Consider the following 17,064-nt stretch of genomic DNA (forward strand, 5'->3'; position numbering starts at 1 on the left):
CGCGGCCACTCGTGGAACCCTCGGTCGGCGTCAGTACGTCTCGACATCGAGGCCGGGAATGTGTCGGAAGTGACGCGGGTTCCCGGTCAGTACCGGTTCGTCCATCACGACACCTGTAGCACCGATGGCGGCGTCGCCAGCGTCGATCCGTTCGCCGTCACGTCGGAGCCGCCCGTCGATCGTCCCGGCCTTGCGAGCGATCTTCGCGTCGGTATCGACCACCGGACGGGAGTCGACAATCGCTTCGATTTTCCGCCGTTCGTCGTCCGGTGTGTCGGTGTACCCGACACCGATGTAGAGTTCTTGGATGGTCATCGCCGGAATCCGCTGGACGACACCCTCCCGCTCGATCGCGTCGGCTTTCTCCACCGCGGTTCGCTGGCTGTTCATCAGATCGATGAGAAAGGAGGTGTCGAGGATCATCTCACTCGACTCCGTCGAGAAACCGTTCGATCTCCCGGTCGTGCGCGTCGTGACTTTCACGGATCGCCTCCTCGAACGCCGACGCCTCCTCGTCCGTGAGGATTCCGACGAGTTCGAGCAGCGATGGGCCGCCAACGAGGCGTTCGATGACCTCGGAGAACGTCTCGTCGTCGCGTTTCCGCGCGCGCACGAATTCGTACACGTCCTCGTCAAGGCGGACGCTCTTCGACATGCGTATACAGACGTATACGAGGCACATGAGCGTTCCGACCGATTCAGTCGAACGGTTTCGATTGTAGGCGTTCGATGGCAACCTATAGATGGATGCGTCGGTTACGACGGACAACGCGGCGCTCTCATGCAACAACAGGACACCTACGACCACGCCGACGTCGAACAGCAGTGGCAGGCCCGCTGGGAGGAGTCGGACGTCTTCCGGACCCCCGACGACGCCACCGACCCGAGCTACGTCCTCGGGATGTTCCCGTACCCGTCGGGCGATCTCCACATGGGCCACGTCCGCAACTACACGATTCCGGACGCGTACGCCCGATACAAGCGAATGCAGGGCGAGGACGTGCTCCACCCGATGGGGTGGGATGCGTTCGGCCTGCCCGCCGAGAACGCCGCGATCGAGCGCGAGATCCATCCCCGAGAGTGGACGATGGACTGCATCGACACCATGCGCGGCCAGATGAAGGCGATGGGCTTCGGGTACGACTGGGAGCGCGAGGTCACGACCTGCGAGCCCGACTACTACCGCTGGAATCAGTGGCTCTTCAAGCGCTTTTACGAGGAGGGGCTCGCCGAGCGCAAGGGCGGCGACGTCAACTGGTGTCCGTCCTGCGAGACCGTGCTCGCCGACGAGCAGGTCGAGACCGATGCGGGGGGGGCTCCCGAGGACTCCCACGGAGACGGCGGAGCCGTCGAAGTCTGCTGGCGGTGTGATACCCCCGTCGAGACCAGGACGCTCGATCAGTGGTTCCTGAAGATCACCGAGTACGCCGACGACCTGCTCGACGGGATCGACGAGCTGGAGCAGTGGCCCGAGAGCGTCCGCGGGATGCAGCGCAACTGGATCGGGCGTCAGGCGGGCGCAACCGTCGAGTTCGACACCGGCTACGGGCCGGTCGAGGTCTTTACCACGCGGCTCGACACCCTCTACGGTGCAACCTTCTTCGCGCTCGCGCCTGGCCACGAAGTCACTCGGGAGATCGTCGCCGACGACCCCGACCTCGCGGCGCAGGTCGACGAGCTCGATCCCGAGGCCGACACCGACGAGAAGAACGGCGTGTTCACCGGCGAGTACGCGATCAATCCTGCGACGGGCGAGGAGATCCCGATCTACGTCGCCGACTTCGTGCTCGCCGACGTGGGGACGGGCGCGCTGATGGGCGTGCCCGGCCACGACGAGCGCGACCACGAGTTCGCGACGGAGTACGACATCGAGATCCGTCAGGTCGTCGCGCCCGAATCGGAGGAGGTCGACGTTTCGGCGGCAGCGTACACCGACGACGGCGTGCTCGTCGACAGCGGCGAGTACGACGGCGTGACGAGCGCCGAGGCGCGCGAACGGCTGATCGAGGACCTCGAAACGGCAGCCCACCACACCCAGTACCGGCTGCGCGACTGGCTCATCAGTCGGCAGCGCTACTGGGGCACGCCGATCCCGGTGGTTCACTGTGAGGACTGTGGCCCGGTCGTGGTCCCCGACGAGGACCTCCCAGTGGAGCTCCCGGAGTTCGTCCCGACACCCACCGGCAACCCGATCGAGGAGGTCGAGGAGTTCGTCGAAACCGAGTGTCCCGACTGTGGCGCGCCGGCGGAGCGCGAGACCGACACGATGGACACGTTCGTGGACTCGTCGTGGTACTTCCTCCGATTCACCTCGCCGGATCGCGCGGACGCCCCGTTCGACACCGAGCGCGCGAACGACTGGCTGCCCGTCGACGAGTACGTCGGCGGGATCGAGCACGCGGTCATGCACCTGCTGTACTCGCGGTTCGTGACCCGTGCGGTCTCGGACATGGAGCTGCTCGACGTCGACGAGCCGTTCGATCACTACCTCGCCCAGGGGATGGTCCAGCTGGAGGGGACGGCGATGTCCTCGAGCAAGGGCAACGTGGTCTCGCCCGTCGAGATCATGGAGGAGTACGGTGCGGACACGGCCCGGCTGTTCATGATGGGCGCGGCCCGCCCCGCGAAGGACTTCGACTGGACCGAGCGCGGGGTCCGGTCGAGCAACGAGTTCATCCGGCGACTGCTCGGCACGGTCGAGACGTTCGCCGACGGGGACCTGTCGACATCCGACACGGACGGTCGACCGGTCGACGCATACCTCGCCCGCGAGATCGACGCGTCGATCGCCGAGGCGACCGACGGCTACGAGTCGTTCCGGTTCAACGAGGCGCTCCGGGAGGCGCGTGGCCTGGTCTCGCTGCTCGGCCAGTACCGCGAGTACACGACCCCCGACGCCGACACCTTCGAGCGCGGCCTCCGGACGGCGATCAGGCTGCTCGCGCCCGTCGTCCCCCACGCCGCCGAGGAATCCTGGGAGCAACTCGGCAACGAGGGGTTCGTGGCCGAGGCCGCCTGGCCCGATCCCGACGGCGAAATCGAGAACCACGCCGCCGAGCGACGACTCGTCGAGAACACCCGCGAGGACGTCCGGGACATCATCGACGTCGCCGGGATCCAGAGTGCAGAAACGATCGAAATCGCGGTCGCGCCCGAGTGGAAGCACCGTGCGCTCGACCTCGCGATCGCGGCCGACGACGACGTGGTGGGCACGGTGATGGCCGACGAGGAACTCCGCGAGCACGGCGAGGACGCCGCCGACTACGCGAAGGACCTCGCCGCGAGCCACCAGGCGCTCTCCGAATCGCTCGCTCCCGAGCGCGAGTACGACGCACTCCACCGCGCGGCGTGGCTGCTCGACCGGGAGTTCGACGCCGAGATCGTCCTCGAACGCGCCGGTGAAGCCTCCGAGGACCTCGCCGGCAAGGCCCGACCGGGCCGGCCCGCGATCGAGATCCACGAGGACGAGTAGCCGCCGAGGTCCGGCGACCGATTCGCTGCGGAGCGGTTGGCGCGCGGGAGCGCCGGAGGCGCGACTCGCGCGAGGGATGAGTGAGCGACCGTCGGGAGCGAGCGAATCGGCTGGGGAGGCGTGTGGCCTGCGGTTCTCGGTTGTACCGTGATTCGTCGTTGCGAGAATCGCATGAAACGACACCGAAATCGGCCATAGGCCCGAGTTGCTTCGCCTCAGTCGTCGAGCGACGCGAGGCCCGCATCGAGCGCGTCCCCGAGCACCGTCCTGGCGTGGCCGTCGGGGTCGACGCCGGTGTAGACCCGCTGGATCTCGCCGTCGGCGACGACGAACGTCGTCCGTGCGGCCGCCCCGCTTTCCGTGTCGACCCCGAACGCGTCGGCGACCTCGCCGTCGGGGTCGGCGAGCAGATCGAAGTCGAGGCTCTCCTGGTCGGCGAACGCGCGGTGGGAGTCGACGTCGTCGGTCGAGACGCCGTAGACCGTGACGCCGGCCTCGCGGTAGCTCTCGCGTTCCTGTTCGAACTGGTTGGCTTCGACCGTGCAGCCAGGCGTGTCGTCGCGCGGGTAGAAGTAGACCACCGTGGGCTCGTCGAAGGCGGGTGCGACCACCTCGCCGTTCTGGTTGGGTGCCGAAACGTCGGGTGCGGCGTCGCCGGCCGTGAGCGTCATGGCCCGCCTTCGGCGTCGCGGCTCAAATCGACCCCGGTCGGGAACGGAGGAGTCCGCTCAGTCGATGTCGATGCTGCGCGAGTCGTCGTGACCCGTGGCCTTCGGGAGCGTCACGGTGAGGACGCCGTTGGTGTAGCCGGCGCTAGCTTCCTCCTCCTCGACGTCCTCGGGCAGCGAGAGGGTGCGACTGACCGATCGACGGCGACGCTCGCGACGGAGGTAGTTCCCCTCGCCCGCCTCGGTCGACTCGTCACGCTCGGCGGTGATCCGAAGGGTGCGGTCGGCCACCGAGAGATCGATGTCCTCGCGGTCGTAGCCCGGCAGGTCGGCGGTGACCTCGAAGGCGTCGTCGCGGTCGGCGAGGTCGACCGAGAGCTGCTGGGTCCCGGGGACCGGCATGTCGTTGAACTGGCCGAGCTGTTGGTTCATCCGTTCGAACATCTGCTCGATCTCCTCGAAGGGGTTGCGTCGTGACATGGCGCTTCCGTATAGGGCCGCGATAGACTTAACTTTGACAGGTAGCCGAGTGCGCACCCACTGCACGCTCACCGCACACCCACCGCATTCTCACCGCACCTCTCACGCCACGACGTGTTCGGTATCATAGGAGCCGAGGCGGCAGACCCATCCCTCCGCGGCGATGGCCTCGATGGCCTCGACCGCCTCCCGGGTGCGCTCCTCGTAGAGCCCGGCAGCGACGTCGATATGGAAGACGTAATCGCCGAGGCGTTCGCCGCTCGGGCGCGACTCGGCCCGAGTGAGGTTGATCCCGCGATCGGCGAACGGTTCGAGCAGATCGAGCAGCAGCCCGGGATAGTCGTCGTTCGGGTAGACGACGAGCGAAGTCTTCCCGCCGGCCGCCGAGCGTTCGGCGCGCGGCGCGATCGCGACGAACCGGGTAGCGTTCGAGGCCTGGTCCTGGATTCCCTCGGCGAGCACTGAGAGATCGTCGCCGGCGGTATCGGGGTGGGCGATCGCCGCCATCGTCGAGTCCTCGCGGGCGCGCTCGACGCCCCGGGCGGTGGAGGCGACCGCTTCGAGCGCGACGTCTGGATGCTCGACGTCGAGAAACGCCCGGCACTGCGCGAGCGCCTGGGAGTGACTCGCCACGGTGGCGAAGTCGGGTCCCTGCGCGAGCAGCGCGTGGCGAATCGGGGTGACGAGTTCGCGCACGACCGCCACCTCGTACTCGGTGAGCGCGTCGAGGCTCTCGGTCACGGAGCCCTCGATGCTGTTCTCGACCGGGAGCACGCCCCGCGGGGCTGCGCCGTCGGCGACCGCTGCGACGATCCCCGTGACCGACTCACGGAACTCGACCTCGTCGGCGATCGCCCGCGCCGCCCGATGGGAGTAGGTCCCCTCGGGTCCGAGCGTGACTGCCTTCATGCGCTCCCCTACCGTGGGGTGGTGAAAAACGCGTCGTTGGACAACCTATTTATGTTCTGATGGTACACGAGAGATATGCCGCTCGACTCGCGCCGTCTGTTGGAAGAGAGCGTGCCCGTCGGGGGACTGCTGCTCGTCTGGTACACCCTGAGTGCGCTCGCCCTCCCGATCGCGGACGGAGCCATGCTGAATGCCCTCGTGACCGGCTTTCAGACGGTCGGGACCGCCGTGGCGGTGGTTTTCGTCGTCGTCCGTGGTGTCGCCATCGCCCGCGAGACACGTCCGGTCCGGCTATCGAGCGACGTGCGTGAACTCCTCGACGAGAGCACCGTCGTCGCGGTGCCCGTTCTGGCGTGGGCCGGCCTCGCCGCACTCATCGCGCTGCCGTACAGTCTGTTTCAGATATCCGCTGACCTCTCGATCATCGCCGCCGCCTTCGTTCAGACTGCCGTTGCGACCGCCGCGCTGTACGTCGTGATCCGTGTCGTGCCCGTCCTGCGCTCGGGGCTCGGGTCGGGCGGAACCGCTACGCTGGGTGACGACTGACGCGGCCGCCGCGGATGGTTGCGACGGTAGCGGTGCGGTCTGCGGGCCTGGTGGATGAAGGGCGAGCGACCGAAGGGAGCGAGGGCTTCTGCGGTGCTGTGCGGTGGCGGAGATGGTTAGCAACTGTACCGTGAGCGAGCCGCGAAGCGGCGAGCGAACGGCAGTTTTTCGTCCAGATTTTGCGAGTAGCGAGGGACGCGGAGCGTCCCTCGTACCATGCGAACGGGCCATGCGCGGCGCTACGCGCCGCGAGTTCGAGGCGGCGAAGCCGCCTCGCGCCGCCCGTGAGCAGAGAGTGGTGGCCGACCGCAGGGAGGCCACCCGACGTGGTTCGAAAGACGCCGGAGGCGTCTTTCGTCATGCCGAGACGGCTTCGCCGTCTCGTAGCAAAGTAAAAAGGTGGGTTCTCAGTAGTTGTCGTAGACGGTCTTGATGATGGTGAAGTAGTCCATCCCCTCCTCGCCCTGCTCACGGTAGGTCTCGCTCGAAGAAGCGTTCATCCCGCCGAACGGGACGTGGAGTTCGAGGCCGGTGGTGGCCTCGTTGACCTTCACCACCCCGAAGTCCACCTCCTCGACGAAGCGGTTGGCCTCGGTGTGGTCGTCGGTCACGATCCCCGCCGAGAGTCCGAACTCGACGTCGTTCGCCAGCTCGAGCGCCTCGTCGAAGTCGCTCACGGTCATGATCCCGACGAACGGGCCGAACACCTCCTCCTGCATCACGGTCGCGTCCGAATCGAGCCCCGTGAGGATCGTCGGCTCGACGAAGTACCCCGAATCGTACTCGCTGCCCTCGGGCCGGCCGCCGCCGTACTCGACGGTCGCGCCCTCCTCCTTGGCGGTTTCGACGTCCTCGAGGGTGCCTTCGAGTTCGCCCTCGTTCGCCTGCGGACCCATATCCGCCCCGTCGAGCGCGGGGCCGATGTCGATCGACTCGGCGTACTCACAGAGAGCGTCGACGAACTCCCCCTCGATCGACTCGTGGACGATCACCCGCTCGGTCGCGGTGCAGGCCTGTCCGGTGACGCCGAACGCACCGCCGCCGACGATCTGAGCCGCCTCCTCGACGTCGGCGCTCTCGGTCACGACGGTAGGGTTCTTCGAGCCGAGCTCGGTCTGGACGCGCTTGTGGGCGTCGGTGGCCTGCTCGTAGATCATGTCGCCAACCGAGCGACTCCCCGTGAACGAGACGGCGTCGACCGCCTCGTGTTCGACGATCGGCGTTCCCACTTCCTCGCCGCCGCCGGTCAGGACGTTCACCACGCCGTCGGGAGCGTCCACGGCCTCTGCGGCCTCGGCGAGACACTCGGTGACTTTCAGGAACACCGTCGGCGCGTCCCGCGAGAGCTTACAGACGACGGTGTTGCCCGTCGCGAGCGCGGGAGCCATCTTCCACGAAGGGATCGCGATCGGGTAGTTCCACGGCACGATCAGGCCCGCCACCCCCATCGGCTCGCGGACGGTGTAGAGGTTCTGACCCGAGGCGCTCGGATTGCTCGCCTCGCCGGCGTAGTCCATGGCCTTCTCGGCGTAGTAGTAGAAGATGTTGATCGCGCGCCCGACCTCGCCGCCCGCCTCGCCGCGGGCCTTGCCCTCCTCGCGCGCGAGCGTCTCGGTGAGCTCCTCGCGCCGGTCGTCCATCCGTTTGGCGGTCTCGCGCAGCAGCTTGCCGCGGGCGGGGCCTGGCGTGTCCGCCCACGCGTCCTCGGCGGCCGCGGCCGCCTCGATCGCTCCCCGGGCGTCCGCGGCGCTCGAATCCTGACACTCCGCCACCGTCTCGTCGGTATCCGCGGGGTTCACCACCACGAACGTCTCGCCGGTCTCTGATGCGCGCCACTCCCCGTCGACGTAGTTCTCGTAGGTGTCTGCCATCAGCGGACTCACGAGCGCGACGCATACCCTTCTTTCGGCCTGCTATCTCAGGCTCGCGGTGTTCGTGCGTCGATCACCCCGAGGGCTTTGTGCAGGGGGGTCGTACCGTGGCCATGCGCTACTACCGCGTGGCGACCGATCGCGGCACGAAACTCGTCGCCCGCGACGACGAGAAGGCCTACGACCTCACCGGGGCGCGCGACGGCCTCCGCGAGCTTCGCGATCTCGCCCAGGTCGCGGACGTCGTCGACACCGACGTCGACGGCGTGACCGAGCGCCTGACGGCCGACGCACCGCTGCTCGACGCCGAGTCGGTGGCCGAGCGAGCGATCCTGCCGGCGATCCCGGGCGAGGTCTGGGCCGCCGGCGTCACCTACGAGGTCAGCAGCGACGCCCGCGAGGCCGAAAGCGGCCGCGGCGAGATCTACGAGGCCGTCTTCGAGGGCGACCGTCCGGAGGTCTTCTTCAAGGCGTCCCCCTCGCGCACCGTGGGACCGGGCGAGGGCGTCGGGATCCGTGAGGACTCCGAGTGGGACGTCCCCGAACCCGAACTCGGCGTCGTGCTCTACCGCGACGAGATCGTGGGCTACACCGTCGGCAACGACATGAGCAGTCGGTCGATCGAGGGCGAGAACCCCCTCTACCTCCCGCAGGCCAAGGTCTACGACCGATGCTGTGCCATCGGTCCCTGTATCGCCTCGCCCGCGACCGTCGGCGATCCCCGAGATCTGGAGCTCGCGATGACGATCGAGCGCGACGGCGAGACGCTGTTCGACGACAGCACCTCGACCTCACGGATGGTGCGCTCACCGGAAGAACTCGTCTCGTACACCACTCGGCACAACTCACTGCCCGAACTCGCGGTGGTCCTGACCGGGACCTCGCTGGTCCCCGAGGAGTTCACGCTTCGGGCGGACGATCGGATCGCCATCGAGATCGAGAACGTCGGGCGGCTCGAAAACTCGGTCGTCACGGTCTGAACGGATCGACCGGGTCGCTCGTCCGCGTCGCCCCGACCACGCCGCCCGAACACGGGATCGCGTCCCGACGTCCGCTTCGGGACGACCAGTTATGTCGCTCCGGCCCGAGGGATCGGCCATGACGGAGTTGCGATCGCAGGTGCTGTGGGCCGGCGTCGCGGTTCTTTGCTACATCGTGGCCGCGCTCGCGTTTCTGGCGGTCGTGGCCGAGGCCGGAATCGTCGGTCCCGGTCCGGGATCGGTGGGGTCCGTGTCGATCGTGGGGATGATCGTCAGCGTGCTGTTGTTCGTGGCGGGCGGGTACGCGATGAATCGGGCGCGACAGGGGCGAACGCAGACGGCACGGCCCGAGCAATCATCGTTACCCCCGCAGTACCGGAGCGGGTCGCCCGCCGTCGAACCGGACGCCGACGAGTGGAACGCCGATCCTGGGGGAGCGGGTGACGGCGGAGCGATCCGCTGTCCCGAGTGCGGCGGCGATAACGCCGCGGACTACGCCTTCTGTCGACACTGCTCGGCCGAACTCCCCGAGTGAGAGGGCGGCAGCGATCGTCGATCGTCGCAGTCCGAGGAGTTCGCTCGCTTCACTCGTCCGCATCGCTCCGAAACCTCGCCACGCCGATCGAGCGCGGGATCGCCGCCCCGCCGGTTCGGTGCTCGCTACGCCGCCTGTTTCAGCACCTGCGGAACGAGCACGATCTCGAGAACCGCAAAACCGAGCACGAGCCACCGGGCCGTCCCATCGAGAGCGGTGAACGCGACGAATACGAGTATCGCGGCACTACTGAGACCCATCCCGTAGCGGACGGCCGGGTTTGCGAACGGAGAGGCCATGTGTCAAGCCAGCCGAGGCACGGGGTATATCGTTTTACATATCGGACGGGGAAATATGCGCACTCACATCTCGGACGACCCGTTACGCTCATCCCGGAACGACCGGTTGTATGAGCCCGTCGATAATCTCACGTCCGAGGCGGAACCGTCCTCACTCAGAAGGTGATGGTGTCGACGTCCTCCTCGGTGCCGAGATAGACCGCATCGACCATGTCGAGGAAGATGCCGTGATCGAGCACGCCAGGGATCCCGTCGAGTTCCTGGGCCCTGCCTGCCGCATCGTCGAGCCCGCCGAAGTCACAGTCGAGCACGAGGTTGCCGTTCGCGGTGAACACCGGCCCGTCCTTGCGTTCGGCCATCCGGAGGTCGGGCTCGCCGCCGGCCTCGCGCACCCACTCGGCGACGACCTCGCGGGCGTCGGGCATCACTTCCACAGGAACGGGATAGTCCAGTGGATCGGTCGCCTTCTCCTCGTCGGTGGTGATGACGAGCTCGTCGGCCATCGCGTCGATCACCTTCTCGCGGGCGTGTGCGCCGCCGCCGCCCTTTATCACTGTCGGCTCGTTCTCGGAGTACTGGTCCGCGCCGTCGACCGTGATGTCGAGCTCGGTGACCGCGTCGAGCGTGACGAGCGGAATTCCGGTTTCCTTTGCGAGCTCGTGGGACTGGAGCGAGGTCGCCACGCCGCGAACGTCTTCGAGTTCGCCCTCGCGGAGCAGCCGCCCGATCTCGGCGACCGTCCACGCCGTCGTGCTCCCGGTGCCGAGCCCGACGTCCATCCCGTCCTCGATGAGTTCTTGCGCTGCGCGCTCGCCCGCCCGCCGCCGGCGCTCGTCGAAGACGCCCTCCGCGCCGCTCTTGATCCGATTCGGCGACGGAACGATTTCGATATGTTCGCGGATCGCCTCGCTATCGAGATCGATCCCGTGCTCGTCGAGCGCCGTGCGGGCCCGCTCGATCGCCTCGTCTTCGGTTTCCGCCCATTCGCGGATCTGTTCGCCGTCGGCCGTGTAGGTGAACTCCTTTGCCATCGTGGTGTCCTCGGATCAGTCGTCGGATCGATCGACCGGTCGGAGCGGGTCCATATCGTCCTGATCGCGGAGTTCGTGCCGGACGTCGTTCTGGACCCGACCGGTGAACCGCTCTTCTCTGATGTGTTCGTCCTCGCCGAAGGGGTGTTCGCCGAACCCGTGGCGCATCAGCGCGACCGCACGCGGGGCGTGGCGCTGGTTGCCACGGGATTTGAACAGCTCGATCACCGACTGGCTGATCACGGGAATGGGGGTCTCGCCCTTGAACGCCTCCTGGACCAGCCAGTTCACTTCGCCGGTGTCCTCGATGTAGTGGGGGATCTCGTCGAGGTCGGGGGCGTCGGATTGCTGGTCCTCCTTCCGGAGGCCCTTCTCCATGAGTTCGACCAGCCAGCTCTCGATGACCGCGCCGTTCGACCAGTTGTGGAACACGTCGGCGAGATCGACGTCGAAGTCGCCGGCTTCGAGGAGTTCGACCCCCTCCGCGATCGACTGGAGCATCCCGAACTCGATCCCGTTGTGGACGAGCTTAACGAAGTGCCCGCTCCCCGGCCGGCCCGCATAGAGGAGGCCGCCGTCGACCGAGAGCGTGTCGAGGTACGGCTCGGCGATCTCGAAGCCCTCCTCCTTCCCGCCGACCATGAAACAGGCTCCCTCGCTCGCGCGCGGCGGCCCGCCGCTCGTGCCCGTATCGAGGTAGTAGACGCCCTCCTCCCACGCGCGCTCCTCGCGGCGCATCGAGTCGCGCCAGAAGGAGTTGCCGCCGTCCATCACGACGTCGCCCTCGTCGAGATGGTCGAGCAGGGCGTCGAGTTCGCTGTCGATCAGCCCGCCGGCGGGCAAGGAGAGGTAGACGACCCGCGGCGTTTCGAGCTCCTCGACCAGCGTGTCGTACTCGCCGGCGTCGTGGACCTCGACGCCCGCATCGTCGAGATCCGGCCGATCGGCCGTGTCGAACCCGACCACCCGGATGTCCTTCCCGACGGCCTGGCGCGCGAGGTTGCCGCCGATCTTGCCCAGTCCAACGATGCCGAGTTCGCGGTTTTCACCTGACATGATTTGGGGTCCCCGTCGTCCGGCGGTTCGCCGACCCGCCATCCGCAGTACGGCGACCGCCCCGTGAACGTCGCGTCCGAACCCATCTCCCGCGGCGACTCACATAGGCGTGTTGCCTGCGTCGCTGCACGGGGAGCGCGTGGCGGTGCAAGGTGGCCGCAATTGAGGGTGGGGAGTTCCACCACGGGCGATCGAGAAGCGTCTCCGAGGGGTGAGAATGGCTGGGAGGAGTAAGCCCCCTTCCGTTCGTTCCGGCATTCGGCTGAGCGTCCGCACCCCTGCGGGGCTACCGTGCGGCTCGCGCCGCGTGGTGCGGACTTGCACCGGTGAGGATTCGCCGTTCCATCGATCCCCGCTCGTCGCTGCTCGCGGGCTGGAGACGGCACCGCTGCCGTCGCCCGCTCGCACGGATCGCGGTGCCTGCCGGCACCGCACAACCCTCGGTGGGGTCTCCCTCGCCTCGCGGCTCGGTTCGCACGCTTGCGGGTTGCGGGGCGCGATGCGCCCCGTGCCGCTCGCGCCGAAGCGGTGGCGTTGCCACCGTTCGCACCTCATCGGTCGGAGCGGGACGTGTCGTTGCTGTTCCAGTGCCGACGGTCTCCCGTCCCGGGGTTTCCCCGGTCACCTGCCCCGCGGTGGGGGGACTTTCCTCGCGTGCGCGTTGCGCGCGCCGCGGTGGCCGGACTCTCCCTGCCGATCGGAGCTACGCCGTCGACCGACAAATGTCGTTCGAAACTCAGGGCGTCGCGTCGAAATCGACTCGCCTGGCGTCCTCGCCCGCGCGCTCGATCGCCGCGTCGAGATCGAACTCGCGCACGACATCGCCGCCGCGGACCAGCGGTTCGAGCAGCGCGTCGCCCTCGGCCGGCTCCTCCCGATCGGCGAGCGCGACGTGGTGGCCCCCCTCCGTCGTTCGATAGACCTGCTTCGACCCGGAGAGCTTCCCACGCTTCGCGGCGGGCTCGCCGTCGACCTCGACGATGTCGAGCGCGAAGTCGACGGGGTCGGCGTTCGAGACGTGACCGCCGACACCGAACCCCTCGACGACGTCACGGAGCTCGCGGAGGTCCGCGGGACCCAGCCCGCCGCTGACGAACAGGTCGACGTCCTCGCGGCCACGAACGTCGAGCTCCCAGCGCACCTCGCGCAGGATGTGGCGGATGTCGCCCCGGCGCGAGCTGGTGGTGTCGATCCGGACGCTGTCGAGGCGGTCGCCGAGCGCGTCCGCTGCTCGAAGCACCTCATCGACCTCGTCGGAGTAGGTGTCACACAGCGCGATCCGGGGAACCGACTCGGCGACGGCCTCGTCGAACGCGCGCCACGCGTCCTCCTGTGAACCCTTGCCAAAGCAGATCACGAGCGCGTGGGGCATCGTGCCGCTGGCCTCGCGCCCGAGCAGGTCGCCCGCAGCGGTGTGTGAGAAGCCGTCGAACCCACCCAGGAGAGCGTTCCGCTCGACGGTCGCCGCAATCGACGGGTGGACGTGGCGTGCGCCGAAGCTCAGGAGCGAGGCGTCGGGAGCCGCCCGGCGTGCGCGGAGCGCGTCGGTCGCCATCCCCGACGCCTGGGAGAGAAATCCCAGCAGCGCGGTTTCGAGCCGCGCGAATTCGAGATACGGGCCCTCGATCCGCAGGACGGGGCCGCCGTCGAACAGCTGGCCTTCGCGGAGGGCGTCGACGTCGACGTCCCGGCCTGCGAACAGCTGCGCGGCGTCCTCGATCCCGGCGAAGGCCTCGAACTCGCCGGTGGGAAACTGATCGGCCGTCACCTCGGCCGTAACCCGTGGGTTCCGGTCGGCGTGTTCTAAGGTCTCGACCGTGCGTTCGAAGTAGGCGTCGGTCGCCTCACCCTCGCGAATGGTCTCGGGCGACACGATATCGAAGGCAGTCATACCCGGTGGTGTTCGGGAGTGAAGAAAAGGGTTCGTCGTCGGACCGCGCTCGTGGGTCGATTCGCGTCGTTCGTCGACGATCAGCCGTCGGCCGCGCCGTCGTGGACCGCGTCGAGACCGTCGACCGTCGGGGCGTTGACGATCGTCACGGTGTCGCCGTCGCGCTGGATCGAGAACGCGTCGGCGAACGGCGACTCCTCGCGGACCTGCCAGACGTTCCCGTCCTCGCCGACGGGCGAACCGCCCCAGTGAGCGAGGAGTTGTTCGTAGCCTGCCACGAACTCGCGGGCTTCGGCCGGCGAGTCCCACGTCAGTTTCCAGACGTAGCCCGTCCGATTTCGCTGCTGGTAGACGAACATCTTGTCGCCGTCCCAGCCGTCGGTGTAGTTGAGCCCGTAGTTGAACGGGTCGGACTGGTTGACCTGGCCCGGCCCGTCGGTGTTGAGGAACTCCCGTGGCGAGACGGCGGTCGAGCGGTTGTAGTCGTCGTAGAGGGTGTAGGCGAACATCGCCGCGAGCGCCGACTGGCCGAGCACCGCGTAGTCGGGCCGGCCGGGACGTTCCAGTTCGACGCGCGACCACCCCTCGGAACTCGTGTCGTCGATCGAGACGTTCGTGGGGGCGTCCTCGCCGTAGAGGTCGGGACGGATCACCTGCTCCGTGCTCGCGGGCAGGTCGTCGTGGAGCGCGTTCACGCCCTCCCAGCCGCGCTGCTGGTAGATCGCGTCGACGAAGCCCGGACCGTCGGCGTACGGGAAGAAGCTGAGGACGTAGACTCCGAGGTGGAGGCCGTCGCCCGCGCTGGTGTTGGCGGTGCTCCCCGCGTCGAGATCGAGGCACTCCCACTCGCCGCCACACCGGTCGTCGTACCGGCGCTGGACGTAGTTGGCCTCGCCCTCGATCAGCCCGTTCCGGGCGTTGTACGCCTCGCGGGTCGCCGGGTTGCTCGCCGCGAGATCGAACTGCTGGTCCTGGAGCGCGTGGACCAGCTCGTGGGCGAGCGTCGAGCGGTTGAGCCGGGGGGTGGCGCTCTCGGACACCACCACGATCGAGTCCTCGGTCGGGCTGTAGTAGCCGGCGACGCTCTGGCCGCGGTTCGCCTGCTGGACCGCGAGCGAGTTCTCCGCCTCCCCGATCAGGAACAGGCCCTCGAACTTCGCGTTGTCGAACGTCCGAAACGCCGGTGCGGCGTCGCCGCCGGTCCCGGCGCTCGGGCGCTGCTGGAACTCCTCGCGCGAGATCACCTCGACCGGCACCGTCCGATTGAACTCGAGCTCCCGGACGCGCTCGATCCGGGCCATCGTCCGGTTGACGACCGCGCGGCGCTCGGTGGCGTTGAGGCCGTCCGCCGCGGCGACCGGTATCGACTCGTTGTACCAGACGCCGTTCTCCCAACCGAGCACGTCCTCGGGCGGATCGGCGAGGTTCTGCATCGCTCCCTGGGTATCGGTGCGCTCGGTGGACGAGCCGTCGCCAGACGTCGTGCTGGCTCCGTCGGTCGTTCCGGTCGCGGCGTCGGTGTCACCCGCGGCCGCGGGCGTGGCCGTCGCGTCGCCGGACGGGGTCGGCGATGCGCCTTGGGTGGCGTCGTCGGCCGATCCGTTGCCGGCGGTGAAGGGCACGCTACAGCCGGCGAGAACGACGAGGGCGGCGAGCAACAGGGCGGCGAGCGTTCGCATACCCGTGTGAGGGAGGCGACGAACAAAAGTGACCCGACCGGCAAAAGCGGTTTCCGGAGACCGGACCTCCCCCACGCATGGAGTTCGATCCAGATCGAACGGCCGTCGTGGTGGTCGACATGCAGAAGGGGTTCTGTCACCCCGAGGGAAGCCTCCATTCCCCCGAGAGCGAGGCGGTCGTCGAGCCGATCGCGGGGCTGCTCGACGACGCGCGGGCGGCCGGGGCGAGTGCGGTCTTCACGCGGGACGTCCATCCCGAGGGACAGTTCGACGGCAACCACTACTACGACGAGTTCGACCGCTGGGGCGAGCACGTCGTCGAGGGGACGTGGGAGACCGAGATCGTCGACGGGCTCGACGCACGGGACGGAGATCACGTCGTCACGAAACACACCTACGACGCCTTCCACGACACCGAACTGGAGGGGTGGCTCGACGCCCACGGGATCGACGATCTCCTCGTCTGTGGCACGCTCGCCAACGTCTGCGTGCTCCACACCGCCGGCAGCGCCGGGCTCCGGGATTTCCGGCCCGTGCTCGTCGACGACGCGATCGGCTACATCGAGGAAGCCCACCACGAGTACGCGCTCGATCACGCCGACTGGCTGTTCGGCGAGGTTACAGAGCGCGCGGACGTCGACTTCGCATGACCGAGGGGCTGCGAATCAGGCAGTACGAGCCCGCCGATCGCGACGCGGTGCTCGCCCTCCACGAGCGCGCGCTCCGCGACACCGGTGCGTCCGTCGAGGACGTTCCGCCCGAGTTCGAAGCGGACCTCCGCGACATCGCCGACGCGTACCTCGACGGCGAGTTCGTGATCGGCGAGTGCGACGGCGACCTCGTTGCGATGGGCGGCTATCGGCCGGCGAAGGGGAGTCCTGACGCCTTCGAGCGGTCGATCGCCGACCCCGAGCGGACGGCCGAACTGAAGCGGATGCGCGTCGCGCCGGCGTACCAGCGCCACGGGTTCGGGACGGCGGTCCTCGGGAAGCTGGAATCGTCCGCCCGCGAACGCGGGTTCGAGCGGATGGTGCTCGATACGGGCCCCGAGATGACGGCCGCCCGCTCGTTCTACGAGGGCCACGGCTACGGACAGACCGGACGGCAGACGTTCCGCGGCGGCGACATCGGGGTGGTGTTCTACGAGAAAGAACTCGGAATCAGTTCCTGAACAGCCGGTAGGCCCCCTGGCCCGTGGCGACCGGCTTCATCTCGCCGTCGGGAGCCTCGCTCTCGACCGTCACCGTGGAGACGCCGACGCTCGATCCCGAGCGGATCACCTCGGCGGTCGCGGTGAGGTCGCCGGCGGCCGGGCGGAGGTAGTTGACGGTGAGGTTGATCGTCGTCACGCCCTCGTTCACCGGGTCGTCGAGGGTCGGGCGGAGCGCGATCCCGCCGGCGGTGTCGATCAGCGTCGCGGCGATCCCGCCGTGGATGTTCGCGGTCCCGTCGTCGTCGCCGTTCGGCCGCGTGTTCGTGAGCTTCTCGTCGAACGGGATCGTCATGACGAGTCGATCGTGCTCGATCGAGTCGACCTGCGTGCCGAGCCACGAGAGGTAGCCGTGGTCGTCGATGTGCGCCTGAAGGAAGGCCGCCGCGTCGTCCGTCTCGTCGATCATGGGGTCACCGCGAACGCCGAGGGTTAGT

General features: G+C 68.1%; 18 protein-coding genes and 1 other RNA gene. 6 read left to right on the forward strand and 13 right to left on the reverse strand.

What is annotated here, in order from left to right:
- Positions 1-30 precede the first annotated feature (30 nt).
- Positions 31-423, reverse strand: coding sequence for a type II toxin-antitoxin system VapC family toxin (locus TX76_RS06710; RefSeq protein ID WP_049900716.1), 393 nt, complete (start codon positions 421-423; stop codon positions 31-33).
- A gap of 1 nt (position 424) precedes the next feature.
- Positions 425-655: an antitoxin VapB family protein gene (locus TX76_RS06715; protein ID WP_049900721.1), complete on the reverse strand. Its 231-nt coding sequence runs from the start codon at positions 653-655 to the stop codon at positions 425-427.
- A 126-nt stretch (positions 656-781) separates the two neighbouring features.
- On the opposite strand from TX76_RS06715, the gene leuS reads away from it, so the two are divergent.
- Positions 782-3,472 carry a leucine--tRNA ligase gene (leuS, locus tag TX76_RS06720; protein WP_049900724.1) on the forward strand — a complete coding sequence of 897 codons (2,691 nt, stop codon included), beginning with the start codon at positions 782-784 and terminating at the stop codon, positions 3,470-3,472.
- Positions 3,473-3,687: 215 nt separating this feature from the next.
- On the opposite strand, the gene TX76_RS06725 is transcribed toward leuS, so the two are convergent.
- The 3 genes from TX76_RS06725 to pheA all read right to left on the reverse strand — a co-directional run bounded on the left by TX76_RS06725 (position 3,688) and on the right by pheA (position 5,529).
- Positions 3,688-4,143, reverse strand: a complete 456-nt coding sequence (locus TX76_RS06725) for a peroxiredoxin (protein WP_049900727.1) — start codon at positions 4,141-4,143, stop codon at positions 3,688-3,690.
- 57 nt (positions 4,144-4,200) lie between these two features.
- Entirely contained in the window at positions 4,201-4,620 is a 420-nt protein-coding gene (locus tag TX76_RS06730) for an Hsp20/alpha crystallin family protein (RefSeq protein ID WP_049900729.1), read from the reverse strand.
- Positions 4,621-4,722: 102 nt separating this feature from the next.
- Positions 4,723-5,529 carry a prephenate dehydratase gene (pheA, locus tag TX76_RS06735; RefSeq protein WP_049900733.1) on the reverse strand — a complete coding sequence of 269 codons (807 nt, stop codon included), beginning with the start codon at positions 5,527-5,529 and terminating at the stop codon, positions 4,723-4,725.
- 75 nt (positions 5,530-5,604) lie between these two features.
- On the opposite strand from pheA, the gene TX76_RS06740 reads away from it, so the two are divergent.
- Positions 5,605-6,075, forward strand: coding sequence for a hypothetical protein (locus TX76_RS06740; RefSeq protein WP_049900736.1), 471 nt, complete (start codon positions 5,605-5,607; stop codon positions 6,073-6,075).
- 407 nt (positions 6,076-6,482) lie between these two features.
- Here TX76_RS06740 and xacF read toward each other — a convergent pair whose 3' ends face one another.
- The gene (gene xacF / locus TX76_RS06745; RefSeq protein WP_049900738.1) at positions 6,483-7,946 is read right to left on the reverse strand and encodes a 2,5-dioxovalerate dehydrogenase; all 1,464 of its coding nucleotides are present in this window, start codon (positions 7,944-7,946) and stop codon (positions 6,483-6,485) included.
- A gap of 113 nt (positions 7,947-8,059) precedes the next feature.
- On the opposite strand from xacF, the gene TX76_RS06750 reads away from it, so the two are divergent.
- Together TX76_RS06750 and TX76_RS06755 are read left to right on the forward strand one after the other, a co-directional pair.
- Positions 8,060-8,926: a fumarylacetoacetate hydrolase family protein gene (locus TX76_RS06750; RefSeq protein WP_049900741.1), complete on the forward strand. Its 867-nt coding sequence runs from the start codon at positions 8,060-8,062 to the stop codon at positions 8,924-8,926.
- 118 nt (positions 8,927-9,044) lie between these two features.
- Positions 9,045-9,461 (forward strand): DUF7577 domain-containing protein, encoded by a 417-nt coding sequence (locus tag TX76_RS06755; RefSeq protein ID WP_154019025.1) that lies wholly within the window; start codon positions 9,045-9,047, stop codon positions 9,459-9,461.
- Between the two features lie 125 nt (positions 9,462-9,586).
- On the opposite strand, the gene TX76_RS18050 is transcribed toward TX76_RS06755, so the two are convergent.
- The 6 genes from TX76_RS18050 to TX76_RS06775 all read right to left on the reverse strand — a co-directional run bounded on the left by TX76_RS18050 (position 9,587) and on the right by TX76_RS06775 (position 15,417).
- On the reverse strand, positions 9,587-9,760 hold the full coding sequence (locus TX76_RS18050) for a hypothetical protein (RefSeq protein ID WP_195156017.1): 174 nt from the start codon (positions 9,758-9,760) through the stop codon (positions 9,587-9,589).
- Positions 9,761-9,915: 155 nt separating this feature from the next.
- Positions 9,916-10,791, reverse strand: coding sequence for a ribose-5-phosphate isomerase RpiA (gene rpiA / locus TX76_RS06760; protein ID WP_049900746.1), 876 nt, complete (start codon positions 10,789-10,791; stop codon positions 9,916-9,918).
- Positions 10,792-10,806: 15 nt separating this feature from the next.
- Positions 10,807-11,847 (reverse strand): NADP-dependent phosphogluconate dehydrogenase, encoded by a 1,041-nt coding sequence (locus TX76_RS06765; RefSeq protein ID WP_049900749.1) that lies wholly within the window; start codon positions 11,845-11,847, stop codon positions 10,807-10,809.
- 219 nt (positions 11,848-12,066) lie between these two features.
- An RNA gene (rnpB, locus tag TX76_RS06895) (RNase P RNA component) lies at positions 12,067-12,542 on the reverse strand.
- A 41-nt stretch (positions 12,543-12,583) separates the two neighbouring features.
- Positions 12,584-13,738 (reverse strand): nicotinate phosphoribosyltransferase, encoded by a 1,155-nt coding sequence (locus TX76_RS06770; protein ID WP_049900751.1) that lies wholly within the window; start codon positions 13,736-13,738, stop codon positions 12,584-12,586.
- Positions 13,739-13,818: 80 nt separating this feature from the next.
- Positions 13,819-15,417 (reverse strand): Hvo_1808 family surface protein, encoded by a 1,599-nt coding sequence (locus TX76_RS06775; protein ID WP_049900755.1) that lies wholly within the window; start codon positions 15,415-15,417, stop codon positions 13,819-13,821.
- Positions 15,418-15,494: 77 nt separating this feature from the next.
- On the opposite strand from TX76_RS06775, the gene TX76_RS06780 reads away from it, so the two are divergent.
- Complete coding sequence (locus TX76_RS06780; protein ID WP_049900758.1) at positions 15,495-16,067, forward strand: cysteine hydrolase family protein; 573 nt, start codon at positions 15,495-15,497, stop codon at positions 16,065-16,067.
- Entirely contained in the window at positions 16,064-16,588 is a 525-nt protein-coding gene (locus TX76_RS06785; protein WP_049900762.1) for a GNAT family N-acetyltransferase, read from the forward strand. Before TX76_RS06780 ends, TX76_RS06785 begins: the two co-directional genes overlap by 4 nt.
- Here TX76_RS06785 and TX76_RS06790 read toward each other — a convergent pair.
- Positions 16,578-17,036 carry a PaaI family thioesterase gene (locus TX76_RS06790; RefSeq protein WP_049900764.1) on the reverse strand — a complete coding sequence of 153 codons (459 nt, stop codon included), beginning with the start codon at positions 17,034-17,036 and terminating at the stop codon, positions 16,578-16,580. The genes TX76_RS06785 and TX76_RS06790 overlap by 11 nt on opposite strands.
- Between the last annotated feature and the right edge of the window lie 28 nt (positions 17,037-17,064).

This window comes from Halococcus agarilyticus (assembly GCF_000334895.1).
GTDB lineage: Archaea > Halobacteriota > Halobacteria > Halobacteriales > Halococcaceae > Halococcus > Halococcus agarilyticus.